Annotated in this window: 25 protein-coding genes; 13 read left to right on the plus strand and 12 right to left on the minus strand. The window is 58.5% G+C overall.

What is annotated here, in order from left to right:
• Positions 1-146 precede the first annotated feature (146 nt).
• The gene (locus M5B44_RS13230) at positions 147-1,034 is read right to left on the minus strand and encodes an AraC family transcriptional regulator (RefSeq protein WP_248739415.1); all 888 of its coding nucleotides are present in this window, start codon (positions 1,032-1,034) and stop codon (positions 147-149) included.
• 139 nt (positions 1,035-1,173) lie between these two features.
• Here M5B44_RS13230 and M5B44_RS13235 point away from each other — a divergent pair, with 139 nt between their 5' ends.
• From M5B44_RS13235 to M5B44_RS13245, 3 genes are read left to right on the plus strand one after another with little or no spacing between them, the layout of a single operon-like run.
• Positions 1,174-1,917, plus strand: coding sequence for an SDR family NAD(P)-dependent oxidoreductase (locus tag M5B44_RS13235; protein ID WP_248739416.1), 744 nt, complete (start codon positions 1,174-1,176; stop codon positions 1,915-1,917).
• A gap of 27 nt (positions 1,918-1,944) precedes the next feature.
• Entirely contained in the window at positions 1,945-2,346 is a 402-nt protein-coding gene (locus M5B44_RS13240) for a VOC family protein (RefSeq protein ID WP_248739417.1), read from the plus strand.
• A complete protein-coding gene (locus M5B44_RS13245; RefSeq protein WP_248739418.1) occupies positions 2,343-3,320 on the plus strand; it encodes a saccharopine dehydrogenase family protein in 978 nt (325 codons plus the stop codon). The genes M5B44_RS13240 and M5B44_RS13245 overlap by 4 nt, the downstream gene beginning before the upstream one ends.
• A 29-nt stretch (positions 3,321-3,349) precedes the next feature.
• Here the strand turns inward: M5B44_RS13245 and M5B44_RS13250 are convergent, their stop codons facing one another.
• Positions 3,350-5,728, minus strand: a complete 2,379-nt coding sequence (locus tag M5B44_RS13250; RefSeq protein ID WP_248739419.1) for a DUF3772 domain-containing protein — start codon at positions 5,726-5,728, stop codon at positions 3,350-3,352.
• Positions 5,729-5,884: 156 nt separating this feature from the next.
• Here M5B44_RS13250 and M5B44_RS13255 point away from each other — a divergent pair, with 156 nt between their 5' ends.
• From M5B44_RS13255 to M5B44_RS13275, 5 genes are all read left to right on the plus strand, one after another.
• Complete coding sequence (locus M5B44_RS13255) at positions 5,885-6,226, plus strand: hypothetical protein (protein WP_114882551.1); 342 nt, start codon at positions 5,885-5,887, stop codon at positions 6,224-6,226.
• 99 nt (positions 6,227-6,325) lie between these two features.
• Positions 6,326-7,576 carry a TolC family protein gene (locus M5B44_RS13260; protein ID WP_248739420.1) on the plus strand — a complete coding sequence of 417 codons (1,251 nt, stop codon included), beginning with the start codon at positions 6,326-6,328 and terminating at the stop codon, positions 7,574-7,576.
• Positions 7,573-8,820 carry an efflux RND transporter periplasmic adaptor subunit gene (locus M5B44_RS13265; RefSeq protein WP_248739421.1) on the plus strand — a complete coding sequence of 416 codons (1,248 nt, stop codon included), beginning with the start codon at positions 7,573-7,575 and terminating at the stop codon, positions 8,818-8,820. The genes M5B44_RS13260 and M5B44_RS13265 overlap by 4 nt, the downstream gene beginning before the upstream one ends.
• A complete protein-coding gene (locus tag M5B44_RS13270; RefSeq protein ID WP_248739422.1) occupies positions 8,817-11,975 on the plus strand; it encodes an efflux RND transporter permease subunit in 3,159 nt (1,052 codons plus the stop codon). The genes M5B44_RS13265 and M5B44_RS13270 overlap by 4 nt, the downstream gene beginning before the upstream one ends.
• Entirely contained in the window at positions 11,972-12,322 is a 351-nt protein-coding gene (locus M5B44_RS13275; protein WP_248739423.1) for a copper-binding protein, read from the plus strand. Before M5B44_RS13270 ends, M5B44_RS13275 begins: the two co-directional genes overlap by 4 nt.
• Positions 12,323-12,376: 54 nt before the next feature.
• Here M5B44_RS13275 and arsH read toward each other — a convergent pair whose 3' ends face one another.
• From arsH to M5B44_RS13295, 4 genes are all read right to left on the minus strand, one after another.
• Positions 12,377-13,066 (minus strand): arsenical resistance protein ArsH, encoded by a 690-nt coding sequence (gene arsH, locus M5B44_RS13280; protein WP_248739424.1) that lies wholly within the window; start codon positions 13,064-13,066, stop codon positions 12,377-12,379.
• A gap of 11 nt (positions 13,067-13,077) precedes the next feature.
• Positions 13,078-13,548, minus strand: a complete 471-nt coding sequence (locus M5B44_RS13285) for an arsenate reductase ArsC (RefSeq protein WP_248739425.1) — start codon at positions 13,546-13,548, stop codon at positions 13,078-13,080.
• A gap of 9 nt (positions 13,549-13,557) precedes the next feature.
• Positions 13,558-13,905 carry a metalloregulator ArsR/SmtB family transcription factor gene (locus M5B44_RS13290; RefSeq protein ID WP_248739426.1) on the minus strand — a complete coding sequence of 116 codons (348 nt, stop codon included), beginning with the start codon at positions 13,903-13,905 and terminating at the stop codon, positions 13,558-13,560.
• A 109-nt stretch (positions 13,906-14,014) separates the two neighbouring features.
• Positions 14,015-14,635 (minus strand): LysE family translocator, encoded by a 621-nt coding sequence (locus M5B44_RS13295; RefSeq protein ID WP_248739427.1) that lies wholly within the window; start codon positions 14,633-14,635, stop codon positions 14,015-14,017.
• Positions 14,636-14,915: 280 nt separating this feature from the next.
• On the opposite strand from M5B44_RS13295, the gene M5B44_RS13300 reads away from it, so the two are divergent.
• The 5 genes from M5B44_RS13300 (at position 14,916) to M5B44_RS13320 (ending at position 19,559) form a co-directional block, all read left to right on the plus strand.
• Positions 14,916-15,875: a hypothetical protein gene (locus tag M5B44_RS13300; RefSeq protein WP_248739428.1), complete on the plus strand. Its 960-nt coding sequence runs from the start codon at positions 14,916-14,918 to the stop codon at positions 15,873-15,875.
• Positions 15,876-15,877: 2 nt separating this feature from the next.
• Entirely contained in the window at positions 15,878-16,510 is a 633-nt protein-coding gene (locus M5B44_RS13305) for a DUF2997 domain-containing protein (RefSeq protein ID WP_248739429.1), read from the plus strand.
• A gap of 21 nt (positions 16,511-16,531) precedes the next feature.
• Positions 16,532-17,032, plus strand: coding sequence for a 4Fe-4S single cluster domain-containing protein (locus M5B44_RS13310; protein ID WP_248739827.1), 501 nt, complete (start codon positions 16,532-16,534; stop codon positions 17,030-17,032).
• Positions 17,033-17,059: 27 nt separating this feature from the next.
• Complete coding sequence (locus M5B44_RS13315) at positions 17,060-18,670, plus strand: AAA family ATPase (RefSeq protein WP_248739430.1); 1,611 nt, start codon at positions 17,060-17,062, stop codon at positions 18,668-18,670.
• A gap of 157 nt (positions 18,671-18,827) precedes the next feature.
• The gene (locus M5B44_RS13320; protein WP_248739431.1) at positions 18,828-19,559 is read left to right on the plus strand and encodes an NAD-dependent epimerase/dehydratase family protein; all 732 of its coding nucleotides are present in this window, start codon (positions 18,828-18,830) and stop codon (positions 19,557-19,559) included.
• Positions 19,560-19,724: 165 nt separating this feature from the next.
• Here M5B44_RS13320 and M5B44_RS13325 read toward each other — a convergent pair whose 3' ends face one another.
• The 6 genes from M5B44_RS13325 to M5B44_RS13350 form a co-directional block, all read right to left on the minus strand.
• Positions 19,725-20,648 (minus strand): helix-turn-helix domain-containing GNAT family N-acetyltransferase, encoded by a 924-nt coding sequence (locus tag M5B44_RS13325; RefSeq protein WP_248739432.1) that lies wholly within the window; start codon positions 20,646-20,648, stop codon positions 19,725-19,727.
• Between the two features lie 56 nt (positions 20,649-20,704).
• The gene (locus tag M5B44_RS13330) at positions 20,705-21,409 is read right to left on the minus strand and encodes a phytanoyl-CoA dioxygenase family protein (RefSeq protein ID WP_248739828.1); all 705 of its coding nucleotides are present in this window, start codon (positions 21,407-21,409) and stop codon (positions 20,705-20,707) included.
• On the minus strand, positions 21,384-21,707 hold the full coding sequence (locus tag M5B44_RS13335; protein ID WP_248739433.1) for a gamma-glutamylcyclotransferase: 324 nt from the start codon (positions 21,705-21,707) through the stop codon (positions 21,384-21,386). Before M5B44_RS13335 ends, M5B44_RS13330 begins: the two co-directional genes overlap by 26 nt.
• A gap of 65 nt (positions 21,708-21,772) precedes the next feature.
• The gene (locus M5B44_RS13340; RefSeq protein WP_248739434.1) at positions 21,773-22,810 is read right to left on the minus strand and encodes an alpha/beta hydrolase family protein; all 1,038 of its coding nucleotides are present in this window, start codon (positions 22,808-22,810) and stop codon (positions 21,773-21,775) included.
• Between the two features lie 171 nt (positions 22,811-22,981).
• A complete protein-coding gene (locus M5B44_RS13345) occupies positions 22,982-23,737 on the minus strand; it encodes a hypothetical protein (protein WP_248739435.1) in 756 nt (251 codons plus the stop codon).
• Positions 23,738-23,940: 203 nt separating this feature from the next.
• The gene (locus tag M5B44_RS13350) at positions 23,941-24,873 is read right to left on the minus strand and encodes a DUF3883 domain-containing protein (RefSeq protein ID WP_248739436.1); all 933 of its coding nucleotides are present in this window, start codon (positions 24,871-24,873) and stop codon (positions 23,941-23,943) included.
• Between the last annotated feature and the right edge of the window lie 8 nt (positions 24,874-24,881).

Raw genomic sequence — 24,881 nt, forward strand, 5'->3', positions numbered from 1 at the left:
CTATTCAGGACGGGACAGGGGACCACAAAAGGGGACAGATCTATTTTCAGAAAATAAATCTGTCCCCTTTTTGCTTCCCTTTTTGCTTGAAAATAAATCTGTCCCCTTTTTTGGTCCCCTTTTTTTGGGGGATGCATTGAACAGGTTCAACCGCTTCGGGTTTCCCCGAGTATCCGGGCTGCGTCCCGTGAGGGGGGCAAGCCGAATACCCGTGTGTAGTCACGGCTGAACTGTGTAGCGCTTTCATACCCGACTTCGAACGCCGCCTGGGTGACATTCCTGGTGCTCGCCACCATCAGCGTTCGGGCTTGCAGCAGACGAACCCGCTTTTGATATTGCAATGGGCTCAGCGCCGTAACGGCTTTGAAGTGTCGGTGGAAGGCTGACACGCTCATTGACGCAAGCCGAGCCAGGTCGTCCACCCGGATCGGTTCGGCGAAGTCCTGTCGTATGTGCGCGATGGCAAGGTTGACGCGCGCCATGGCGCTGTCGGGGGCGGCGATGTCACGCAGCATCCAGCCATGGGGGCCTTGCAGGACACGGTACAGAATCTCCCGCTCGTAGGCCGGCGCCAGTGCCGCGATTTCTTCAGGTTTTCCCATCAGTCGTAGCATGCGCACCCAGGCATCCATCAAGGGCGGGGTGACCGCCGCCACCGAAAAACCGGTGTCCTGTTCATGTTGGCCGAATGGTTTGGGCAGATCGGCCAGCAGCGTCGTCAAGACAACCGGATCAAGCGTCAGACTGACCGCCAGGTACGGCTCGCCGGCAGAAGAGGGGTGGACCTGGCCGACTGCCGGCAGGTCGATGGACATGACAAAGTAGGTCGCCGGGTCGTAATGCAGCGTACGGTCGGCGATGGTCATGGTTTTGCTGCCTTGCAGAATCAGGTTGATCATCGGTTGGTAAACCGCCGCCAGCAAATGCTCGGGGATTTCACCCTGAACCATGGCGACGCGCGGAATACCCGTTTCCGTGCGGCGGTTTTTGGCGTGTCGGGCCAGGGTACGAAGTTCTGTCAGTTGGCTGTTCATGCCGGGCATCTGACCCCACGCGAATACGTCCACGCAAGCAAAAAGCAGAAACAGGCAGGTTTCGAAGAGGAACGGCTGCGCTCGCCGCCCGCCCGATGGCTACTGTGGTGACTCACCTCAAACGACATTGGAGTAGCGCATGAGCGTTATCGTTATTACCGGCGGCAGCCGTGGCATCGGCGCCAGTGCGGCCGAGCAGTGTGCCCGGCGCGGTATGGGCGTCATCCTGACTTATCAACGCAATGCCGACGCGGCAGCCTCTGTTGTCCAGGGTATCCAGGCTTCGGGCGGCAGCGCCGTGGCGCTTCAACTGGACGTGGCCGACGTCAGCCAGTTCGACGATTTCCGCCAGAAGGTAGCGCACGCACTACAGGCCACCTGGGGTGTGGAAAGACTGTCCGGGCTGGTCAACAACGCCGGCCACGGCTTGTTCAATTCGCTGGAAACGGTGACCGAGGCGCAGTTCGACGGTTTGTTGAACGCCCACCTCAAAGGCCCGTTTTTTCTCACACAGACTCTGCTGCCGCTAATGGAGGAGGGCGCCAGTATCGTCAATCTGACCAGTGCGACCACCCGTGTCGCAACAGCGGGCGTGGCGCCATATGCCGCCGCCAAGGGTGGGCTTGAGGTCCTGACACGTTACATGGCCAAGGAGTTCGCGGATCGTCGGATTCGGGCCAACGCGGTTTCGCCGGGCGCGATACGCACTGAATTGGGCGGCGGTTTGAATGATGAATTCGAGGCCTTGCTGGCCTCGCAAACGGCCCTCGGCCGGGTGGGCGAGCCGCAGGACGTCGCCCGTGTCATTTCCTTGTTGCTGTGCGAAGAGAGCGGCTGGATCAACGCCCAATCCATTGAAGTCGCGGGCGGCTATTTCATCTGAACCGACCATTGAACGCGAGGCAGCACCATGCTTGATCATATTTTTCTGTCAGTCAGCGATATCCAACGCTCCATTGATTTCTATACGGCTGTATTGACCCCGCTGGGCATCACCGCCAGGCTCGATTACGACGGCAAGGACGGCCCGCCGGGGCATCCCGACCTGAAAGGTTTCGGTGCCCATGGCCGGATGTTTTTCTGGTTGCGCGCAGGTGTGGTAGAGGGGCGGGCAGTGCATGTAGGTTTTGTCGCCAGCAGCAAGGCCGAGGTTGACGCGGCTTACGCGGTGGCCATTGAACGGGGTGCTGTCGACAACGGCCCGCCGGGCGCACGCTTGCATTACGACCCCGACTATTACGCGGCCAACGTCTTCGATCCGGACGGTTACAGCCTGGAATTCGTCTACAAAAAATGGCAGCACGCCCAATGAGTAAGCTAATGATCTATGGCGCGACGGGTTACACCGGGCGCATGGCGGCCGAGTACGCTCGATCGTTGGGCCTCGATGTCGTCATCGCCGGCCGGACAGCGGGAAAACTCCAATCCCTCGCAGCGCAGCTGGATGTGCCTTATCGAGTGTTCGCTGCGGATGCCGTCGAAGCAGAGTCACTGGAGGGCATTGCAGTACTGTTGAACTTTGCAGGGCCGTTTGCGCAGACGGCGGACATTTTCATGCAGGCGTGTATCAAGGCCGGGGTGGACTATCTGGATATCACCGCAGAGATCAATGTCTATCGGCGGGCCGAGCAACTAGGCGCCGCGGCCGCGAAGGCCGGTGTCATGTTGCTGCCTGGCGTCGGCTGGGATGTGGTGCCGACCGATTGCCTGGCGATGCATGTCGCTCGACGCGTACAGGAACCGCGTTCACTGAAGATCGCCCTGCAAGTGGCCGGCTCCATGTCTCGCGGGTCGGCTCTGAGCGTCGCTGAAATCGTTGGCGCGGGCCTGCTGGCCAGGGTCGACGGACAACTGGTCGCCACGCCCGATGCAGAGCCCCGCCAATTCGATTTCGGCGACGGACCGGTGGTTTGCGTACCGCTATCGTTCGGCGACCTGGTCACCGGTTGGCACTCCACCGGCATTCCCGACATCGCCATGTATGTACACATCAGTGGCGACGCGTTTCCCGAGGGCGATCTGTCGCTGCTGCCGGACGGCCCCAGCGCCGAACAGCGTGCGGCTCATCGCGCCCGTGCGGTGGCCAAGGTCTCTGGCGTCAACGGCAGTGTCGCGCGGTCGGTCATTGAAACGGTCAACGGCTATTCCTACACACCGTTGGTGGCCGTGGAGGCTGCTCGTCGAGTGTTGGCGGGGGAGCGGCGACCAGGTTTTGAAACACCGGCTCGGGTATTCGGCATCGAGTTCGCCCGGAGCATTGCAGGAACAACCGTGACTGACTTCTAAAACCATCGGGACGACGAGCCGCCTTTTCATCAGGTACTCGGCGGCTTCGCCAACTCAATCCCCGCCGCCCCCAGCCGCTTGAGAATCTCGAACAACAGATCACTCTTGGTCTTGCCGACAATCCGCGGGCTGTCGACGTAACCGGTCACGGTCAACGTGATGCCATCGGGCGAAAGCTTGCTGAAACGCACGAACGGCGCCGGTTTGCCGAGGATGGTTTCGTGCTCTTTGTAGGTGTCGAGCAGCAGGCCTTTGACCTGCTCGGGGTCGATGTCCAGCGGGAACATCAGCTCCAGAGTCGCCACGCCCTGGGCGCTGCCGCCGAGGGTGACGTTGCGCAGGTTCTGCGAGATCAGTTGCGAGTTGGGCACGATCACGATCGAGCGGTCGCTGAGCTGGATTTCCGTGGCGCGCACGTTGATCCGGCGAATGTCGCCCTCGACACCGCTGATGCTGATCAGGTCGCCCACCTTGACCGGGCGTTCGGTGAGCAGGATCAGCCCGGAAACGAAGTTCTTCACGATCTCCTGCAGACCGAAACCGATACCTACCGACAGCGCGCTGACGATCCATGCCAGGTTGGTCCACTGCACGCCCAGCGACGACAGCGTCAACAGAATCACCACCGCGTAGCCGATGTTGGAAAACAGCGTGCTGAGCGACGCGCACATGCCCGGGTCCATGTCGGTCTTGGGCAGGAACTCGTTGTCGAGCCAGCGGCGCAGGGCACGGATCAGGTATATACCGATCAGCAGGGCGAGTATGGCGTTGAGCAAATGCCCGGGAACGATGTTCAGTTTGCGCAGGCCGGCACCGCCGAGAATGGTGCCGATGCTGTTGGCCAATTGACCCAGCGTGGTGCCGATGCCGCCTACAAACAGGGTGATCACCGCCAGCAACAGCAACGCCGCCCGACCCACGCCGGCCAGCAGGGTCGAGGCCTGTTCGAGGCGCCGGTCGCCGACGCCCAACAGTTGCTTCAAGGCCTTGCCGCTGGAATGGCGGGGCGAGAAGACGTATTCGCAACTGTCCTTGAGCAACTGCATCAGCAGGTAGAAACCGGACAGCACGATAAACGCCCACACCAGTTCATAAGTGATGAACCGCGCCAGCGATACGTAGCCTGTCAGCAACGCGCCGAGGGAAATGACCATCGCCAGCGTGGTCACGGTGTAAATCACCCCGGCCAGGGTGTTGCCCGTCACCTGCGCATCCCCGGCCGTCGCCAGCGCCTTGCGCACCTTGCCGACGCGCATCAGCAGCACGGTGACGATGGCCAATACCACCAGCGCGATCACACCGCGGCCGGTGATCACGATCTGGCTGCTCATGCCTGACGAATTGCCGACCTGCACCGCCGTAACCAGCACCAGCAACGTCGCGGCGAGGATCCTGGCGAAAGGCTTGAGCGTGAGGGCCACCGGTTCGGCAATCGCCGGCAATCGCCACGATGGGTGCTCGGTGGACAGCAAGGCGTGGCTCAGGCTGGTGATCATCACGCAGGCGTACACGACTTTCTGGAATTCGTCGGAGAACGTCGCCAGCATCGGCGGCAGCGGCACATGCCGGGTGCAGGCGTAATACAGCAGTTCCAGGGCGATCGCGGTGGTCGCCAGTGTTGCCAGCGCCGAGGCAAAGGCCAGTGAACTGCGGCGCAAGCGGCCTTCGGGCATGCGATGGATGCACACCCATGCCAGCCAGCGGTCGGCGAGACGTCGGCCCAGGGTCCAGACCAGGAAGGACAGCACCACCAGTACGCTGGTGTAGAACCGTTGCCCCGGCTGCCAGGCCTCGGTGCCGGTTTCCTTGATCTGGTCGACGAACATCTGCAGGCGTTGGCGGTCGGCAGGGTCGGGATCGATCATCGGCGACCAGAAATCAGGGCTGAGCACGCTGTCGGTACGCAGGGTGAGTTCGCTTTCCAGCAATGTGCGGCGAATGCCGGCGATCTGGGTGATCAGCTCCGTGGCGTTCTGCTTGAGCGTGGCCAGATTCTTCAGCGCGGTATCGACCTTGTTCTTCTGCTCGATCAGCGCCGCCCGTTGTGCGGCGATATCGGCCTGTTCGGCGGCTACCGTTTCCGTGGGCGCCGCCCCCAGCACGCCCAGTTGCACGGTCAACTGTGCCTGTTGTGGCAGCAGCGAAGCCGACAGTCGATCAATGTCGAGAATGAACGCCTGCACCCGATCCTGCGGGCCTTCGAGCTGGTTGTAATTGTTGGCGGACGAGATCTGCTGCTTCAGGCCATCGAGGCGTTGCTGCAGGGCTTGCAGATCATTCTGGGTAACACCGGGGAGCGGGGCACCGCTGTCGGGAGAGGGCGACAAATCTGCGGCCGACACCACGGCCAGCCCCGGACCGAGCAGGATCAGGGCGACGAACATCAATGACTTCAATGCGTTGCGCATGGGACTGGCGATTCCGGTTGAACACACAATCAATGAGGTTAGGTGATCGTTCGAGCGCTGCATGATTTTCCGCTGCTAATCCTGGCTTAATGCGCGTCCGCTGATATCGCCGCCATCCGATTGTGAATCCCGTTTCTCGCAACTAGACTTCCGGCCATGAAACGCTACCTGCGGTTTTGTCTCGTCTTCCTGATCAGCCTGGCGCTTCCCCTCAGCGGGATGGCGGGCGTGCAGGCACCGACAGAACCCTGCCCGATGCAAGCCATGGGCATGGCGATGATGGATGGCATGGGCATGGATTGCTGCAAGGACATGAAAAGTCCTGCCGACCATGGCACACCCTGTAAGCCAGGCCAGGAGTGCAAGACCGGCGGCCTGCTGCAAGTCGCGATCCTCAAGCCGCCCGTCACCGTGTTCAGCCCCGTTGCGCATTCTTTCTTCAGTGATTCCCTGCCCGTAGCGACCCCGTCCGGGGTCTGGCGACCGCCCCGCGTCTGATTCCTGCCTCCCTTGAAAACTCATTCCGCCCCGGCGGAGTGGATTGGCTGTACGCGTGTTTTACGCCGCGCACAGCGGACGATCACAGGAATCGTAAACATGAAATTCAAGTGCACAGGTTGGCCCTTCGCGGCCAGCCTCGCGGCAAGCGTGCTTGCGTGGCCGGGTTTCGCCGCCGCGCTGACACTCGATGAAGCGTTGCGGCTGGCGGAAACCAACGCGCCGTCGCTGAACGCTCAAGATGCAAAAATCCAGGCTGCCAGCAGCGCCGCCATCCCGGCGGGGGAGTTGCCCGATCCGAAACTGGTATTGGGCGTGCAGAACTATCCCGTGGGCGGCCCGGACCGCTACAGCCTCGACAAGGACTTCATGACCATGCAAATGGTCGGCTGGCGTCAGGACATGCCCAACGGCGACAAGCGCAAGGCGCGTATCGAAGTCGCCGAGGCGGGCGTCGAGCGCGCGGCGGCGGAACGTCGCGTCGAACGCCTCAAAGTCCGGCAGGCCACGGCGCTGGCGTGGATCGGCAGCTATTCGGTGGAGCGCAAACAGGCGCTGCTTCAGGACTTCTACAAAGAAAACCGCCTGCTGAGCGATACCGTGCGGGCGCAGATTGCCGGTGGCCGGGCGCAACCTGCGGACGCGGTGACGCCGAAGCAGGAAGCCGCCCGACTGGCGGAGCAAGAAGACAACCTGACGCTGGAACGCACCCAGGCCCGGGCGGCGCTCAAACGCTGGATCGGCGTCGCCGCCAACGACAAGCCCGAAGGCGGCCTGCCGCAATGGTCGGTCGAGCCCGCCACCTTCAACCATCAACTGCAACACCATCCCGAATTGGCCGCGTTTGCGCCCATGGCCCGCGAAGCGCAGGCGAAGGTGCAGGAAGCGGTGTCCGAGAAAAAGTCCGACTGGAGCTGGGAAGTGGATTACCAGCACCGTGGCCGCGAGTTCGGCGACATGGTCAGCGTGCAGTTTTCCTGGGATCTGCCGCTGTTTCCCGAATCGCGGCAGAACCCGAAGATCGCCGCCCGCCAGGCTGAACTCAGCCAGATCGAGGCTGAGCGCGAAGCCTTGTCTCGCGAGCACACCGAGCAACTGGAAAACGAGCTGGCTGACTATGCGCGCCTTGACCGGGCGGTACTGCGCAACCAGCAGAGTCTGGTGCCGTTGGCCAAAGAGAAGGTCGAGTTGAGCCTGGCCAGTTATCGCGCCGGCAAGGGCGATCTGAACGCCGTGGTCAGCGCCCGCCGTGAACTCATCGAGGCGCGCCTCAAACAGATCGACGTGGAAGAACAGCGCGCACTGACCGCTGCGCGTCTGCATTTCGCTTATGGGGAGACAGGCTTGTGAACCTACCAAAACGCAACAGCTTCTGGCTGGCCGGCCTCGCCCTTGCGGTGGGTGTCGCTGCGGGCTACGGCGTGGCTTATCAGCGCATGCCTGGGGCAACCGGTGCGGCAGCGGAGCAGGGTGCCGAACCCAAGGCCCTGTACTGGTACGACCCGATGTACCCGCAACAGAAATTCGACAAGCCGGGCAAGTCGCCCTTCATGGACATGCAACTGGTGCCGCGATACGCCAGCGAAGGCGCAGGCAATGCGACGGTGAGCATCGATCCGGGCCTGACCCAGAATCTGGGGCTGCGCACGGCAACGGTTGCGCGCGGGCGCTTTTCCTCCAGCCTCGACGTGACCGGTGTGCTGGCCTTCAACGAGCGCGATGTGGCGGTGATCCAGACCCGCACCAGCGGTTTTGTCGAACGGGTCTACGCCCGGGCACCGGGGGATGTGCTGGCGCCGGGCGCTCCATTGGCGGACATTTTCGTACCGGACTGGGCGGCAGCGCAGACCGAGTTTCTGGCCCTCAAGCGCAGCGGCGACCGGGAGCTGATTTCGGCGGCGCGCCAACGGCTGCAACTGACCGGCATGCCGTCGAGCCTGATTGCCCAGGTGGAACGCAGCGACAAGGTTCAGCCGAACCTCACCGTCACCAGCCCGGTGGGCGGCGTGGTGCAGGAGCTCAACGTGCGCACCGGCATGACCGTGCCCAGCGGCGAGACGCTGGCGCGGGTCAACGGGCTGGGCAGTGTCTGGCTCGCCGTGGCGGTGCCGGAAGCGCAGACCGGTTCCATTGCCGAAGGGCAAGCCATCGAGGCGCGATTGCCGGCGTTTCCCGGCACCGTGTTCAACGGCAAGGTCGGCGCAATTCTGCCGGACACCAACCCGGACAGCCGCACCCTGCGCGTGCGGGTCGAACTGGCCAACCCCGAGGGGCGCTTGCGTCCGGGGATGACGGCGCAGGTCCGGTTGAACCATTCGACCGGGCAGGACAGCCTGTGGGTGCCGAGCGAAGCGGTGATCCGCACCGGCAAGCGGGCCTTGGTCATGCTGGCCGAGGACGCGGGGCACTATCGCCCGGTGGAGGTGCGGCCCGGACAGGAAAGCGACGGCAAAACGGTGATCCTCCAAGGCCTGGAGGAAGGGCAGAAGGTCGTGACTTCCGGCCAGTTCCTGCTCGACTCCGAGGCCAGTCTGAAGGGCATTGTTGCCGCGCCGCTTGAGGCGGACGGTGAAGCCTCGGGGAGCCAGCCATGATCGCCGCGCTGATTCGCTGGTCCGTGGCCAACCGCTTTCTGGTGCTGCTGGCGACGCTGTTCATCACGGGATGGGGTGTGTGGTCGGTGCAAAGCACGCCGATCGATGCATTGCCGGATTTGTCCGATGTGCAGGTGATCATCCGCACGCCGTACCCCGGACAGGCGCCGCAGATTGTCGAGAACCAGGTGACCTACCCGCTGACCACTACCATGCTCTCGGTGCCGGGTGCGAAAACCGTGCGCGGCTATTCGTTCTTCGGTGACAGCTTCGTGTACGTGTTGTTCGAGGACGGCACCGATCAGTACTGGGCGCGCTCGCGGGTGCTGGAGTACCTGAGCCAGATCCAGAGTCGCCTGCCGGCCAGTGCCAAACCGGCGTTGGGTCCGGATGCCACCGGGGTCGGCTGGATCTATCAGTACGCCCTGGTGGACCGCAGCGGCCAGCACGATCTGGCGCAGTTGCGCGCGTTGCAGGACTGGTTTCTCAAATTCGAGCTCAAGACCCTGCCGAATGTCGCCGAGGTCGCCACCCTCGGCGGCATGGTCAAGCAGTATCAGGTGCAGCCCGATCCGGTAAAACTGGCCAGCCTCGGCATCACCCTGGCGCAGGTGCGCGAAGCCATCGGCAAGGCCAATCAGGAAACCGGCGGTGCGGTGCTGGAAATGGCCGAAACCGAGTTCATCGTGCGCGCGTCGGGCTACCTGAAAACCCTCGATGATTTCCGTGCGATCCCGCTCAAACTTGGCACCGGCGGGGTGCCGGTGACCCTGGGCGATGTCGCGACGGTCCAGACCGGGCCGGACATGCGCCGGGGCATCACCGAACTGGACGGACAGGGCGAGACCGTCGGTGGCGTGGTGGTCCTGCGTAGCGGCAAGAACGCCCGGGAGACCATCGCGGCGGTCAAGGCCAAACTCGAGGACATGAAAAGCAGCCTGCCGCCCGGCGTGGAGATCGTCACCACCTACGATCGCAGCAAGCTGATCGATCGCGCCGTGGACAACCTCAGCCACAAATTGCTCGAGGAGTTCATCGTTGTGGCGCTGGTCTGCGGGATCTTTCTCTGGCACCTGCGTTCGTCGCTGGTGGCGATCATTTCGTTGCCGGTGGGTGTGCTGATTGCGTTCATCGTCATGCGTTTTCAGGGGCTGAACGCCAACATCATGTCACTGGGCGGGATTGCCATCGCCATCGGCGCGATGGTCGATGCCGCCGTGGTGATGATCGAAAACGCACACAAGAAAATCGAGGCATGGCACACGGCCAATCCCGGACAGGAACTCAAGGGCGAACGTCATTGGCAGGTGATGACCGACGCGGCGGCGGAGGTCGGGCCGGCGTTGTTCTTTTGCCTGTTGATCATCACGCTGTCGTTCATCCCGGTGTTCACCTTGCAGGCTCAGGAAGGGCGGTTGTTCGGCCCGCTGGCGTTCACCAAGACCTACGCCATGGCGGCGGCAGCGGGGTTGTCGGTGACATTGGTGCCGGTGCTGATGGGCTACTGGATTCGCGGGCGGATTCCGGATGAACGCCACAACCCGCTCAACCGTTGGCTGATCCGGATCTACCAGCCAGCCTTGGATGTGGTGTTGCGCCGACCGAAGTTCACCCTGTTGGTGGCGCTGCTGGTGTTCATCAGTGCGGCGTGGCCGGTGTCGCGCCTGGGCGGCGAATTTCTCCCGCCGCTGGATGAGGGCGATCTGCTGTACATGCCGTCGGCCTTGCCGGGTTTGTCAGCGCAAAAAGCCGCGCAATTGCTGCAACAAACGGATCGCTTGATCAAGACCGTGCCCGAGGTCGAGCATGTGTTCGGCAAGGCCGGTCGCGCGGAAACCGCCACCGATCCGGCACCGCTGGAGATGTTCGAAACCACGATCCAGTTCAAGCCCCACGAGCAATGGCGCCCGGGCATAACTCCGGAAAAACTCGTGGAAGAACTGGACCGTGTGGTGAAAGTGCCGGGCCTGACCAACATCTGGATTCCGCCGATCCGCAACCGCATCGATATGCTCGCCACAGGGATCAAAAGTCCCATCGGCGTGAAGGTCGCCGGCAACGATCTGGCCCAGATCGATGCGGTGACCCAGACCGTCGAGCGTGTGGCCAAAGACGTGCCCGGCGTCAGTTCGGCGCTGGCCGAGCGACTTACCGGTGGTCGCTACATTGACGTCGATATCGACCGCAACGCCGCCGGTCGCTACGGGCTGAACATCAGTGATGTGCAGTCCATCGTCGCGGGGGCCATCGGCGGCGAAACCGTCGGGGAAACCATCGAGGGACTGGCACGGTTCCCGATCAACATCCGTTACCCGCGAGAGTGGCGCGATTCACCTGGCGCCCTGGAGCAACTGCCGATCTACACGCCTTCGGGCAGTCAGGTCACCCTCGGCATGCTGGCGAAAATCCGGGTCACGGACGGCCCGCCGATGCTCAAGAGTGAAAACGCCCGACCGTCCGGCTGGGTGTACATCGACGTGCGGGGTCGCGACATCGCTTCGGTGGTGGGTGACTTGCGTCGAGCGGTCAGCGAGCAGGTGAAACTGCAGCCAGGCATGAGCCTGAGTTACTCGGGGCAATTCGAGTTTCTCGAACGGGCCAACGCTCGCCTGAAACTCGTGGTTCCGGCCACGCTGTTGATCATCTTTGTGCTGCTCTACCTGACCTTCGCCCGCTTCGATGAAGCGCTGCTGATCATGGCCACGTTGCCGTTCGCCCTGAGTGGCGGTGCGTGGTTTCTCTACCTGCTGGGCTACAACCTGTCGGTGGCCACCGGCGTCGGGTTCATTGCACTGGCCGGGGTTTCCGCCGAGTTCGGCGTGATCATGCTGCTCTACCTGAAAAACGCCTGGGCCGAGCGCGAAGACGGCGGCGACCACACCGAGCGCGGATTGGTCGCGGCGATTCGCGAAGGCGCCGTGCAGCGTGTACGCCCCAAAGCCATGACCGTGGCCGTGATCATCGCCGGCCTGTTGCCGATCCTGCTGGGCAGCGGCACCGGCAGCGAAGTCATGAGCCGCATTGCCGCGCCCATGGTCGGCGGCATGGTCACGGCGCCCTTGTTATCCCTGTTCGTCATCCCGGCGGCGTATCGACTGATGCGCCGTCGTCACTTGTCCGTTCAAACCCTCCCACCTGAAGGAAAAACCTCATGAAACTGATCCCGATCACCTTTGCCGGCACGCTGGTTGCGTTCGCTTTTTCTGTGCAGGCAGAAGACATGCCCGGCATGAAGATGGATGACATGCAGGGCATGCAGATGCAGTCCGCCACGCAACAGGCACCGGCCGCGAATGCCGAGGGCACGATCAAGGCCATCGATGCCGCGAAGCACACCGTGACCATTGCACATGGCGCTGTAGCGTCATTGCAGTGGCCGCCGATGACCATGGGCTTCGCCGCGACTCAGGAACAACTGGCCGGGTTGGCGGTGGGCGACCGGGTGAAGTTTTCGTTCCGGATGGAGGGCAGCAAGGCGACGCTGGTTTCGATCAGCAAGTAAGGTCGAGATGTAAAAAAACGGCGCGAATCATCGCGCCGTTTTTTATTCAGGGCTTCAGATCGAGCGCTGATTGACTCGTTGCATCAATTCGTCCGCCGACTCCTTGCGCTCCGAGTAGCGATCCACCAGGTCCGGGCGATCACGCAACAACAGCGTGAACTTCACCAGTTCCTCCATCACATCGACCACCCGGTCGTACAGCGCCGAAGGTTTCATGCGGTTGCCTTCGTCAAACTCCAGATACGCCTTGGGCACCGAGGACTGATTGGGGATGGTGAACATGCGCATCCAGCGGCCCAGAACGCGCAGTTGATTGACCACGTTGAACGATTGCGAACCGCCGCAGACCTGCATCACCGCCAGGGTCTTACCCTGGGTCGGGCGTACTGCGCCAAGCGCCAGCGGCACCCAGTCGATCTGCGCCTTGAATACCGCCGACATCGCGCCGTGACGTTCGGGCGAGCACCAGACCTGGCCCTCGGACCATTGCATCAGTTCCAGCAGCTCCTGGACTTTCGGATGATCGCCGGGCGCATCGTCCGGCAGCGGCAGGCCCGACGGATTGAAGATCCGCGTTTCGGCGCCGAAGTGCTCCAGCAGTCGTGCGGCTTCTTCCACCAGCAAACGGCTGAAGGAGCGCGGGCGGGTCGAGCCGTAGAGCAACAGGATGCGGGGCTTGTGCACGCCATCGTTGCGGGTGGTTTTCTGAATCAGTGATGGGTCGAGATTGGGCAGGTCGGTCATGACGGCTCCGGTCACAGCAGGCTGATGCGGTCGAGTTCGCGCTTGAGGGCGGCGCGGTCGAGTTCGGCGAAGGGCAGGGCGAGGAAGGCCCGGCAGCGGGTTTCGATCCGGGCGAGGGTGGCGTGGAAGGCTGCGCTGACAGTGGTCTCATCGCCATGCACCTCTGACGGATCCTCCAGTCCCCAATGGGCTTTCAGGGCCGGGCCGAAGTAGACAGGGCAGGCTTCGCCGGCGGCCTTGTCGCACACGGTGATGACAATGTCCGGCGGATTGTATTCGAAGGCGTCGTTGCCCTTGCTGCTCAACCCGGCGATGGAAATGCCGGCCTCCTGTAACGTGGACAGGCTGCGCGGCAGCACCTGGCCTTTGGGGAAACTGCCGGCGCTGACTGCCTCGAAACCTTGCGGTGCCAGGTGATTGAACATCGCTTCGGACAGGATGCTGCGGCAGCTGTTGGCGGTGCACATGAATAGAACGCGCATGATCGGTCCTCAGCAACAGGCGGATGAATTGAGCGGGCGGTCACCCATGGCGGCGAGTCGCGCGCTGTTTTCCTCCAGCCACGCGGTGTTGGCGGCGAGGGTGGTCTGTAGCATCTCGCGAACCCATTCCGGTAACTGCGGATTGAGCCGGTAATACACCCACTGGCCCTGACGCCGATCCAGCAGCAAACCACAGGTGCGCAATTGCGCCAGATGACGGGAGATCTTTGGCTGGCTGTCGTCGAGTGCGCAGACCAGCTCGCAGACGCACAACTCGCCTTCACGGGTGATCAGCAGCGTGGCCCGGGCGCGGGTTTCGTCGGCGAGGCATTTGAAAACGGTGGCGGGGGTGAGCATGAACGTGCCCTTGATACATATGGGGTTTCGAATATACGGATATCCATATGTATAGGGCAAGCGCTTGAGTCGAGGAAACTGCACGCGTCGATAGAAGGCGTTGGGCGGCTTACCGCTTGCTGAAGGCCAGCCGCGCGGCAAACAGCACGAAGATCATCCCGGTTGTGCGATCCATCCAGCGAATCACTTTCTCCCGGCGCAGAAAACCCGACAGCGGCTGCGTCGCGCCAATCAGCACCAGTGACCAGATCAGTCCCAGCACCACATGAATGCTCACCAGCCCGAACGTCCACGGCACGAGTGGCTGCCCTTGCGGAATGAACTGGGGCAGGAACGACACGTAGAAAATCCCCACCTTGGGATTGAGCACGTTGCCCAGCATGCCCTTCAAGAACCAGTTGCCTCCCGGCTTGCCATTGGCTTCGGCGGGCGCCAGCGAGCGGCGGGGGCGCAGCAGCATGTTCAATCCAAGCCACGCCAGATACGCCGCGCCGCAGTATTTCAACAGGTTGTAGGCCAGCTCCGACACAGCAATCAACGCCCCGAGCCCAAACGCCACCGCCGCGCCCCACAACAGGCAACCGGCGTTGATGCCCAACGCTGCGCGCAAGGCCTGTCGCTTGCCTTCGACGGTCGCGGTGCGCAGGACCAGCGCGGTGTCGAGGCCGGGTGTCAGGGTCAACAGCGTGGCGGCGAGGGTGAAGGCGAGAAGATTGTCGGCGATGGACATGGCGCGTGGATTCCCTGTTCTGGATGGGGGAACGGTAGCGGTTTCAGGCGGGGGGATCCAGCAGGGAGATCAGGGGGGACGGTAGTTTATGTAGTTAGTTGCCGACACTTACAAAACCACGCAGGAGAGGTGCACCTGTAACGTGACCTTTCCTGAAACGTGATAAACCCAAGATGGTCATGTAGCATAGAGCCATCATCGCTATCCCGCGGCTACTCACTTCTGCCGATCTCAATAAGGTTTGTAAATGATAAAAACTATCCCGATGTGGAAAATGGTGATGGATATCAAAGGCAAGATAGCAGGGCTTTTAGTGCTTGCAACCTTGCCAGCTTTCATCGCCGCCGGTGTGTGGATGTTTGTCGAAGGGTTGCAAGAAGGGAAAATTCGCCAGGCCATAATGGGGTTTATTGGAGTGGTTTTTTTTGGTGCGTGCACCATTCTGTTTGCACCTTCAAAACAATATGTTCCTGGAAAAACGTTCAAGTTTTATAGAGATAAAAGATTCAGTACGAAAAAATACATTAATTACGGTTACGCAATCATTGTTTTGATTTTGGCTGTTTTTGCCATTTTATCTCCGAAAGATGCGTTGAATTCAATAGGCTATGGAATAGCAGGTCTCTATGGTCTTTATATTTATTCCAAAAGCTTGAAGTTTCACGCGGATGTCGATTTTTCGACCAATGAGTATCTGGCCACCGCTCTGGGGTTTTCTGCAGGGGAGAAAATTCTGCTCAGCTACCAGAATTTTGATGCTGACGAGGTTAAGGCTGGTAGCAATGCTTTCGCCGCAACAGCGACAAAATTGATTGTGGCGTCATTTGATGGGAGTGCCTGGACGAAACTGTCAAAGGACCTGAATCAACTGTCGGGCATTGGTATCATTGGCAACGACAGTCAAAGTTACGCCATTAAATTGGAGTTCAATGATGGTGTCGATGCTTTGTTGTACGTTGGCCTCTATGACAAGCTCACATCAAACCCGTTTATGGTCATTCGAGGGCTGCTGGAAGCAATTGATGCAAGTCTCCTGAATGATAGTGGTGCACCACAGACAACCAAAAGACGTCGGGTGGTGGTCAACTCCGATATTTCAGCCTCGATTCCAGAAAATGTATCAGCTGATGCAGCGCTTGCCGCCGGGGCACCTGTTCGCAATATTGAGGTTGCTCCTGACGTGTTGAATGCTATCCAGAATGCCGAAGTAGCTGTTTCCGGCCGCAGGCTGGAGCTTTAATCATGTCTCATTGCACGAAATTTGAATTTTCGTATGTTGATGAAGAGGCCATTGCCAAAGCTTTCGGCAAGATGGGCCTCCGCCCGACAACCGGCCTGGTTTCAATGTTTGCCAGCGACTTCAGCAAGAAAGTGCTGAGCAAAATGGGCTATATGGGCCAGCAGCAATTTAGAGCTATTTGTGGCAAGACAGCTAATGAGTTCAGCCTGTTTGTTTGTCAGATTGAGCAGGGCTCGTACAAACTCCTCATCGAACGGGAAACTGTTTCGGCCGACGATGAAGCGATCATGTCTGATTTGGCTTCAAGCTTTCAGAAAGCCTATATCAGCGTGGCCATCGATGAAACCGTAAAACGCATAGATGCATCAGGTTTTCCATCAAGAGTGAAAGAAACCGTTCAAGGCTTTGAGATTGAATTCGGGCCCAGTTACGAATTCAGCATTCATGTCACTTTTACAGGCGATCAAGTGACGGAAGAAGTGCATGGCGTTAAAGGCGATGTGTGCACAAAGCTCACTGAAGAGCTTGAGGCGCTTCTTTCCAGCCCTGCTGCAGAGCTTGTCACCGAGTGGAAGCCGGCCTATACCGTAGTCCATGAAGAACAAACCCTTCAAATTCTCAGGGCTAATTTCTAGATGGAAATCAATGTACATCACATGGACTTGAGCAGCGTTAACGGCCCCGGATTGCGCTTGACATTATGGGTGCAGGGTTGTGCGTTGAATTGCAAGGGATGCTTCAATCAGAGTACCCACGCTCGCGAGGCGAGTACGCTGATGTCCGTTCATGACCTGGCACAGAAGATCAATGCAATGGACATCGCCGGGGTTACTCTCTCCGGGGGGGAACCGCTCGACCAGGCGCCAGCCCTTGAGCAACTGATACATGCCGTCGATGGCGAGAAGAACTGGATTCTTTATACGGGCTATACACCAAAAGAGATATTCCGGAATGAGGCCATGATTCGAGTTGTCAAGGCCATAGACTTGACGCTGGCTGGCCGTTATCTGCAAAACGCGAAACATCCTTATCAGCACAAACAAATGATCAAAACAAGCGATAGGGTTGATATTGACTTTTTTCGTGCCGGGAGACCTGTCGAGTTTGTTGTTTCAAACTCCGGGGTTACCAAAACCGGCCTTCCGATGCATGTATAACTTAGTTCAGGCGCAGGGATAACAGGCATGAACCGCACCAAGCAGATAACCGATTACCTCAAGGCGCGTTACGCGATTCTGGTCATTGAAACCTTCGAGGAAGAGCGCGCCCTCAAAGAAATCGCTGAAATCGCCAAGACGCTCAGCCATCGTTTGTTCGTTTGGAACTCGACGATGGGTGTTCAGATCAATGGCGCCGTGGCCGGGGACAAAACCTTTGATTTGAAAATGGCCCTGGACTTTTGCGAAGAAAGAGCCAAAGAGGAAAGCAGCAAAAATATTTTTGTCTTTTGTGATGCTCATAATTACCTTGCCCCAAGCTCGAATCCTGTCTATCGCCGTCGGCTTCGGGATCTGGCCATCAATATTCGCTCGCGTGGGTATCGAAGTAATTGCATCATCGTGGCGCCGAGTTTTGAAATTGCCAATGATCTTCAGAAAGAAATCACGTTGATTGATTTTCCTTTGCCGTCGAGAGAAGAAGTTAAAAGTCAGGTCAATGACTTTGTTAATTCCTGGCAAGGCAACAGTAGTGTCAAGATCGACCTGGCTGGTGAAACCAAAGATAAACTCATTGACGCTGCGTTGGGGCTCACGGGGTTAGAGATTGACAACAGCCTGTCTCGCTCGCTGGTATCCAGTCTGAGTGTCAATGAAAGTACCGTAAAGGATCTGCTTTTCGAAAAGAAACAAATCATACGGAAGACAGGCATCCTGGAGTACATCGACTCCACGGTAAATCTCGAAGATGTTGGAGGGCTGGCGACTCTCAAGAAGTGGCTCCATTTGCGCAGTCAGTGTTTTGGGCAGATGGCTCAAGAGTTTGGTGTCAAGACTCCAAAAGGCTTGCTCTTGACCGGCGTTCCAGGCTGCGGCAAGTCGCTGACGGCAAAGTGCATATCGTCGTCCTGGAATATGCCCTTGTTGCGTTTGGATATGGGGAAAATCTTCCAGGGCGTGGTGGGTTCTTCAGAATCAAATATTCGTTCCGCACTCCACACTGCTGAAGCCATTTCGCCTTGCATCCTGTGGATCGATGAAATTGAAAAAGGACTTTCCGGTTCTTCCGGAGGAGCTTCCGATGGCGGTACGGCCACACGCGTATTCGGCACACTGTTGACGTGGATGCAAGAAAAGACGGCGCCTGTTTTTGTATTTGCTACCGCTAACAACATCAATAGCTTGCCTCCGGAACTGTTGCGGAAGGGGCGGTTCGACGAAATATTTTTCGTTGACTTTCCGTCGACACAAGAAAGAAAGAAGATTCTTGAAATACACCTGAAGAAGTTGAAACGTGACCCGGAAAAATTCGATCTGGATCGATTGTCTGCTCTGGGAGGCGAGTCGAATTTTGGAAAAGACATTGTGCTTTCAGGTGCTGAAATCGAAGCGTGGGTCGGGGACTCGCTGATCGAAGCGTTCTCACGGCGAATGAGTGGCTCCGGTGATGCAAGTGACCTGACCATGGCTGATTTTGAGACGACTATTTCGCGTTTGGTACCCATGAGCAAAATGCGCAAAGACGAGTTTACAAAGCTGCGTGATTGGGCCAATCAAAACGCAATCAGCGCTTCGGCCATGGTTGCCGGTCAGAATGATACGGAAACTCAAATCGGTGGCAGGCAAATTGATTTTTGATTTGCGGTGATTTTCAAGTAAGGCAGGCTTTGTTGCATAAATTACGGCTGAAGGCCTGCTCGCTTTCACAGACACAACCTTCCACTCATCCTGAATGTTGTGAGCGGGTCACAAGCCTGAGAGGCTAGCGCGAGGTTTACCACAAGGACATACGGACATGAGCACGCCAAAAATTTTGATCACGGGGGCTTCTGGCCAGATCGGCAGAGCTTTCTGGACTGCGCGAGGCAATAAATCTGATTTGCGTCTGGCCGATATAGACGTAGCAACACTTCCGGACTCGGCACAACGTTTCACTCTCGACATCAGGGACCAGGCCAGTTGTCTAGAGGCCTGCGAAGGCATACACACCGTGATCCATCTCGCTGCTGATCCGAACCCGGACGCCGACTTCACGTCTTCCCTGCTGCCTGTGAATATTATCGGCACTTACAACATGCTGTTCGCCGCCAAAGCGCAAGGCTGCAAGCGCTTCATATTTGCGAGCAGTGCCCAAGCGATTGAGGGATATCCGAAAGACGTCCAGATCCATGAATGGATGGCACCTAAACCGGGCAACCTTTACGGGGTCAGCAAAGCGTTTGGCGAAGCGCTGGCCTCGATGTATGCAAACGATGGTCAAATGACGACAATCGCGGTCCGTATTGCAAACGTCGCCAGATTTCACGCTGGAGAAACCCACAGCTCCCGGGACGTGGCCGCATTTATCAGCTACAGGGATGTTGTAGCGTTACTGGAACGATGCGTCGAGGCCGATCTGAGCGGATTCCATGTTGTTCATGGTGTCTCGGGTAACCGCTATAAACGGCTTTCAATTGATCAGACCAGAAAAACCATTGGGTACACGCCACTTGATGATTCATTCGAGATTCTGGAAGGGCGCGCTTGATCTGAACGGGTGCGGTGTTTTTCAGGTCACCTGAGTGAGTCAGGAACGAATTAGCCGATGTGACAGAAACGGAGCGGAAAGGGGACTGATCAATTATTAAAAAATAGATCAGTCCCCTTCAACAAACCTTGGGCGCTTCACCCCGGAATCAGACGAAACAGAGCATCAAAGCTCAATCGCCCACGTCTGACTCACCAACTCCTTCCCGAAGCTGAATATCGACTCTTCCTCAACCAACTCAAACCCCGCCCGCTGATACAACTTGCGCGCATCCACCAGATTGCTGGTCGTCCACAGAATCATCTTTTTGTACCCGACATCCCGGGCAAACCTCAGGCATTCCTCGACGAGTCGATTGCCGATCCCCAGCCCCCGAGCGCTGGCGTCCACAAACAGCATGCGCAGTTTTGCCGTGGTTGCGTCGTGCCGGATGACAAATACTGACCCGACAACCTTGCCATCCTTTTCCGCAATCCAGCAGCGTTCGCTGGCAGGGTCGAACTCGCGCAGGTATTTGGCGACGATTTCGGCGACCAGCGCCTCGAACTCCCAGTTCCAGCCGTATTCGCGGGTGTAGATCACGGTTTGTTGCTGCACCACCAGACCCATGTCGCCGGGCTGCGGGTCGCGCAACAGGTAGGCCGGTTGCTTGTCGCTCCCGAGCAAGGTCTGGATCTGCTTCATGGACTCGATCAATTGCAGTTGCTGCGGCTCGGCCAGGCGTTCGAGCAGGGTGATGACTTCCTGCCGAGAGGCCTGTTCCAGCGGGGCGAGGATTTCGCGGCCGAGGTCGGTGATGTGCAACAGGCTGGCGCGGGCGTCGGTGGCGGAGGGGACCTTCTGGATCAGGCCCTTTTTGTCGAAGCTGCTGATGAGCCGGCTCATGTAACCCGCGTCCAGGCTCAGCATCTGGCGCAGGTCGGCGCTGGTCAGATCGCCGCCGGAGGCCAGTTCGTAGAGGATGCGCAGCTCGGTCAGCGAGTAGTCGCTTTGCAGCAGGTGTTCCTGCAGAACACCGATCTGGTGGGTGTAGAAGCGGTTGAATTGCCGGACGATGTCGGCTCGTTCGATCAATGGAGTCGCGGACATGGCAGATGCTCAGATAGTTGCCTTGAGCAACTATATAGTTGCCTGAGGCAATCAAGTCAAATGAATTGTCCAACGTTTCTCAGGGCAAACTCTGCCGGATCGAACCGTTCTCTGGTGTCCATTCGAATGTTTCTGAGAACCACCGTTTCGAGGTGTGATGCGTAGAGCGTTTCCGAAAAATAAGTGATCAGCAGCGTGCGACGGCGGGCGCCGGGGGCGTTCAGGCTGCCGGCGTGAATGAGATCGGCATCGAAAATCAGGATGTCGCCGGCGTTGCCCGTCAGTTGCACGGATCGGGATTCGTCAGTGAAATCGAATGGGGGCTCGCCGAGTGCAGGGCGATGGCTGCCGGGGATGATACGGGTTGCGCCGTTCTCCGGGCCGTAATCGTCGAGATAGACCAGCGCGACAGCGGTGTCGCCGGGGCGCTGCGCCGACAAGTCGCGGTGCAATTGTTGATGACCGCCACCTGCAAGCGGTTCACGGCCCTCTACCTGTGAAAGAAAGAAGCGCTCGCCAATCAATTCGCCCGCCACGGCCAGAACTTGTGGCAATCGACAAACAGCCTGAACGGTCGGGTCAGTGTCCAGCAGCGAATGGCGCCAATCCATGCCACGGGGCACGGGCCATTCGCTTGAGGGTTTTACGCCGGTGTCGAACGTATTCCGTAGTCCGGTCAGCCATGCAGCCGGGATTGCCCGGCGCAGCAGGGCGTAGCCGTTTTGGTGAAGTTGTCTAGCGCAGGGCGTAGACCCAGGCATCCGTTGCGGTCCCGTCATCCAGAGTCACCTTGGTCAAAACCCGCTGATACTCGGCCCCTTCAAACTCATCGAGCGCCGCCCAGTGCTGCTGGAAGTTTTCTGACGAGAAAATATAGCCTTCGATGACATCGCCATCTTCAGCAATCACCAGCCCGGGAAACCCCATCGCCGCACCCCAGCCGGCGTGCGACAGACGCCCCTTCAACGAAGCGGCCTGCCAGGTGCCGCCGATGTTCAGCATCACATGCTCATTCGGCCGGCCGGGGCCCAGGGTTCCATAAACGAAGAGACGTTCCACGATTGCTCCTTCCGATCAAAAGGAACGAATCCTGACGTAACGTCGATGTGCAGGCAACAGCGCCATCAGTTTTGAGCCGACCGGGTCAGAAACCCGTCGATCAAGGCCACAACCTGTTGCTGGATCACCTCACGCGAACGGCCGCCGCCATCCCCGCAAATGATGCCGTCGCCTGGCGAGTCTTCTTCAAGCAACTCCACGGCGCCGGGCTTGCAGGATGCCACGAAGCTGAAATGGCTGGCGTCGCTGATCTCGACATACTGCGACGATGCCGAAGGCAGGCGCTTGGCAAGATTGGCCGACTCCAGATGGGCGGGCAGGTCTTCGGACGGCGCGCCAGCGCCAATTACCAGTGTCGGAATCGGCAGTGCGGCGAGGCTTGTGTCGGTCATGCCACGTGACAGGCCCAGGTCCAGTGACACGATGGCGCTGACGCGTTTATCACTCAAGTCCGCGCCCATCCGGCTTTTGGATTCTGCTGTGGCGGCGACGTTGATCGTCTTGTAGACGGAACAACTGGCTAGTTTTTGATGGACCGCGCAGTCCTTGGCAAAACGCTCGGGGTCGAACCGTGAGCCGGCGAGTTCGAGGGCGGTCCAGCCGCCAAGTGAATGGCCGGCTACCGCAATTCGACGCATCGAAACGGCACCCAGTTGCTCGGGTCGAGCGGTGACTGCATCGATGACGCGGCTGATGTCGGCAGGTCGTTGCCACAGCTGTGCAGCGGCTTTCGGGCTGCGGTCATGCGTCGTGGTGCCGGGATGGTTGACCGCCGCCACGATGTATCCCTGACGGGCCAAGGCTGTGGCCAGCCATGCCTGGTTGCTCCAATTACCACGGTAACCATGGGAGAGCACCAGCAACGGATGCTCACCGGCAGTCGGTGGCGCATCGCGCACGGCGGACGTCCCGACAAACACGATATCGTCGGCAATCAACTGAGGGGTGGCGGTGGTTTTGGCGGGATACCAGACGACCATCTCCAGCGGACGGTCATTTTGCGCGTCCGGTAGTGTAGAAGTCCGGAAGCCGATGGGTGTTTCGTCAGCGTTTGTGTTGGCTGAAAGGCAGATCAGAAGCAGGAGGCCGAAAGCTTTTTTCATTGTTTTTTTCTTCCTTGATCAAATCGGGCAAACGGGACGTTTGCCCAGACGTTCTACCAGTCTGACGAGATCGCTGTCCGGATACTGGACAAGAAATTGCGGTCGTACAGGTCGTTTTCGTATCGTCGCGACTAGATTCAACTTGATCCGGTATCTGAACGCATTGAGCTCTCAACGTGGCACAGGTGCCCATTCAATTCCATCACGTCTACTCTTGGGTGGCAGTCCGTTTTCGAAGTTTGAAATCTTGATCACACGGTAATGGCCACCCCATTTTATTTGGTTGACCGGAGAGCGGCAAAGCACGATATCCCGGTCAAAGCCTTTCTCGATATCGTCACTGTTAGGTTTTCGGGTAATGCTGATCCATTGGTTGGCCCCTTTTTTAAGCCGGCGACCTGATACATACAAATGCAGACCCAGCGGGAAGAAAATAAAGAATATTAAGACAGGTAATGCATAGGCGAATTTCGCAGTAGTACTTACAAACCCACCCTCAGCTGTGATCCCGGTATTGCCGAGAATCATGGCAGCGATCATTCCGATGGCCATCAAGGTAGTAGCGAGGCATACCGTTTGCATATCTGCATTTTTTCTTATCAAGGCCTGGCGTACTCGTTTAAGCAGTACGGGGTCCGAAATCAATTCCCAATCCTTTTCCTTCCACTGGGGGATCAGTCGGTATCCGTCCTCAGTCAGGAGTTTTCTTACTTTATAGCTGTTCCAGAGCCAAAGCGCGAAAGCCAGTAGCTCATAAAAAATAAAGGCGATTAGTGCGTAATTGGCCAAACCTTGAATAGAAAAGAAACCTTGGGACGAGGGGCTGGTGTCCAGCGCAATCACTGCTGCAGCACATCCCGTAAACGCGTTGCTTGCGATTAAGGCCGCCGCGTCAGAAAGGCGCGCCAATGTAGTTTTGTGGTCCATGATTTCAGTAATACCATCGATCAGTAATTCCCATGACCTGTTGTTAGAGCATGAGAGTGGATTGGGCGGTTATGCGTGGCTGGGCCCAATGATGGGGCCGCCCACATGATTAAGTTTGATTCGAGATACCTCTGTGTTAACAGAGGTATCACCGACTGACCTGTAGAGACGTCAATGAAAAACCGTGCAGATCAAGCAGGAGATTATGTCTCACGGTGTTTGGCGACCCCCTCCCATGCAAAGGGTACGAGGTCAAAAACAGTCGTGACTTCTGCAAAATTCATAAGTCGGCCTTGAGGGCGATCCAGCGCACCGGTCACCATATACAGGCGCCACTTTGGATTACTCAGGTACTTCTGCTCATTTCGCGTCATATAAAAATGCATGACCTGAGTGCTGGTCCCTTTGACCTCCAAGTGAAGTTCTTCGCCCGTCTTTCGGTCGACTAACAATAGATCGTAGCCACAGTTATCTTTCTGACGATCAGTCACCCGATATTCATTATCGAACTCCCGGATCGCTTTATCGATCGCTGCCTTTTCAACGCGTTTTCTGTGTTCGGCATCAGGAAACTTGAAAGTGGGTGCCTTGGTTTCGGCAATGACTGGCGCAAGCCCGACAATCGTTTCTGCAAGCTCTGCAAAGTCTTGTCGCCAAGCATCATTCAAGCCGTTGCCTTGCACATAAATGATTGGCGAGCGCTTGAAATGGTCCCCGGAAACCACATTCTGACGTAATTGTAGAGGAATGAGTGTGGCTTGGTCTGCACTGAAGCAGTAACTGTAGGGATGACCCTGGATGTCCATTTCAAAGTCGCCGACCTCATACTCTGGTCGGTCGCGATAAGCGTATTCGAACACCGCATTTTCATACCACCCAACTACGGTAAGGGGGCCGGTTCCATTTCGTGCGGCGACAAATATCAGAAGCCAGCCGCTTGCCTGTCTTGGACTGGGAGCACTCTGCTTTTTCCCCATGGGGGGGATGTATCCGTAGTACCTGCCGTCCTCGGATTTTCTGAAATTGAATCTCTCATGCGCTTCGTTGTACTCGCCGATGTGAGCATGCCGGCCCACCACTTCGTCACCCTCATAAAAGGTAGCCCAACCGGTTTTAACGAATGCGATTCTGTCCATGAGTGACG

The organism is Pseudomonas sp. MWU12-2029, from assembly GCF_023242425.1.
Classification (GTDB): domain Bacteria; phylum Pseudomonadota; class Gammaproteobacteria; order Pseudomonadales; family Pseudomonadaceae; genus Aquipseudomonas; species Aquipseudomonas kribbensis.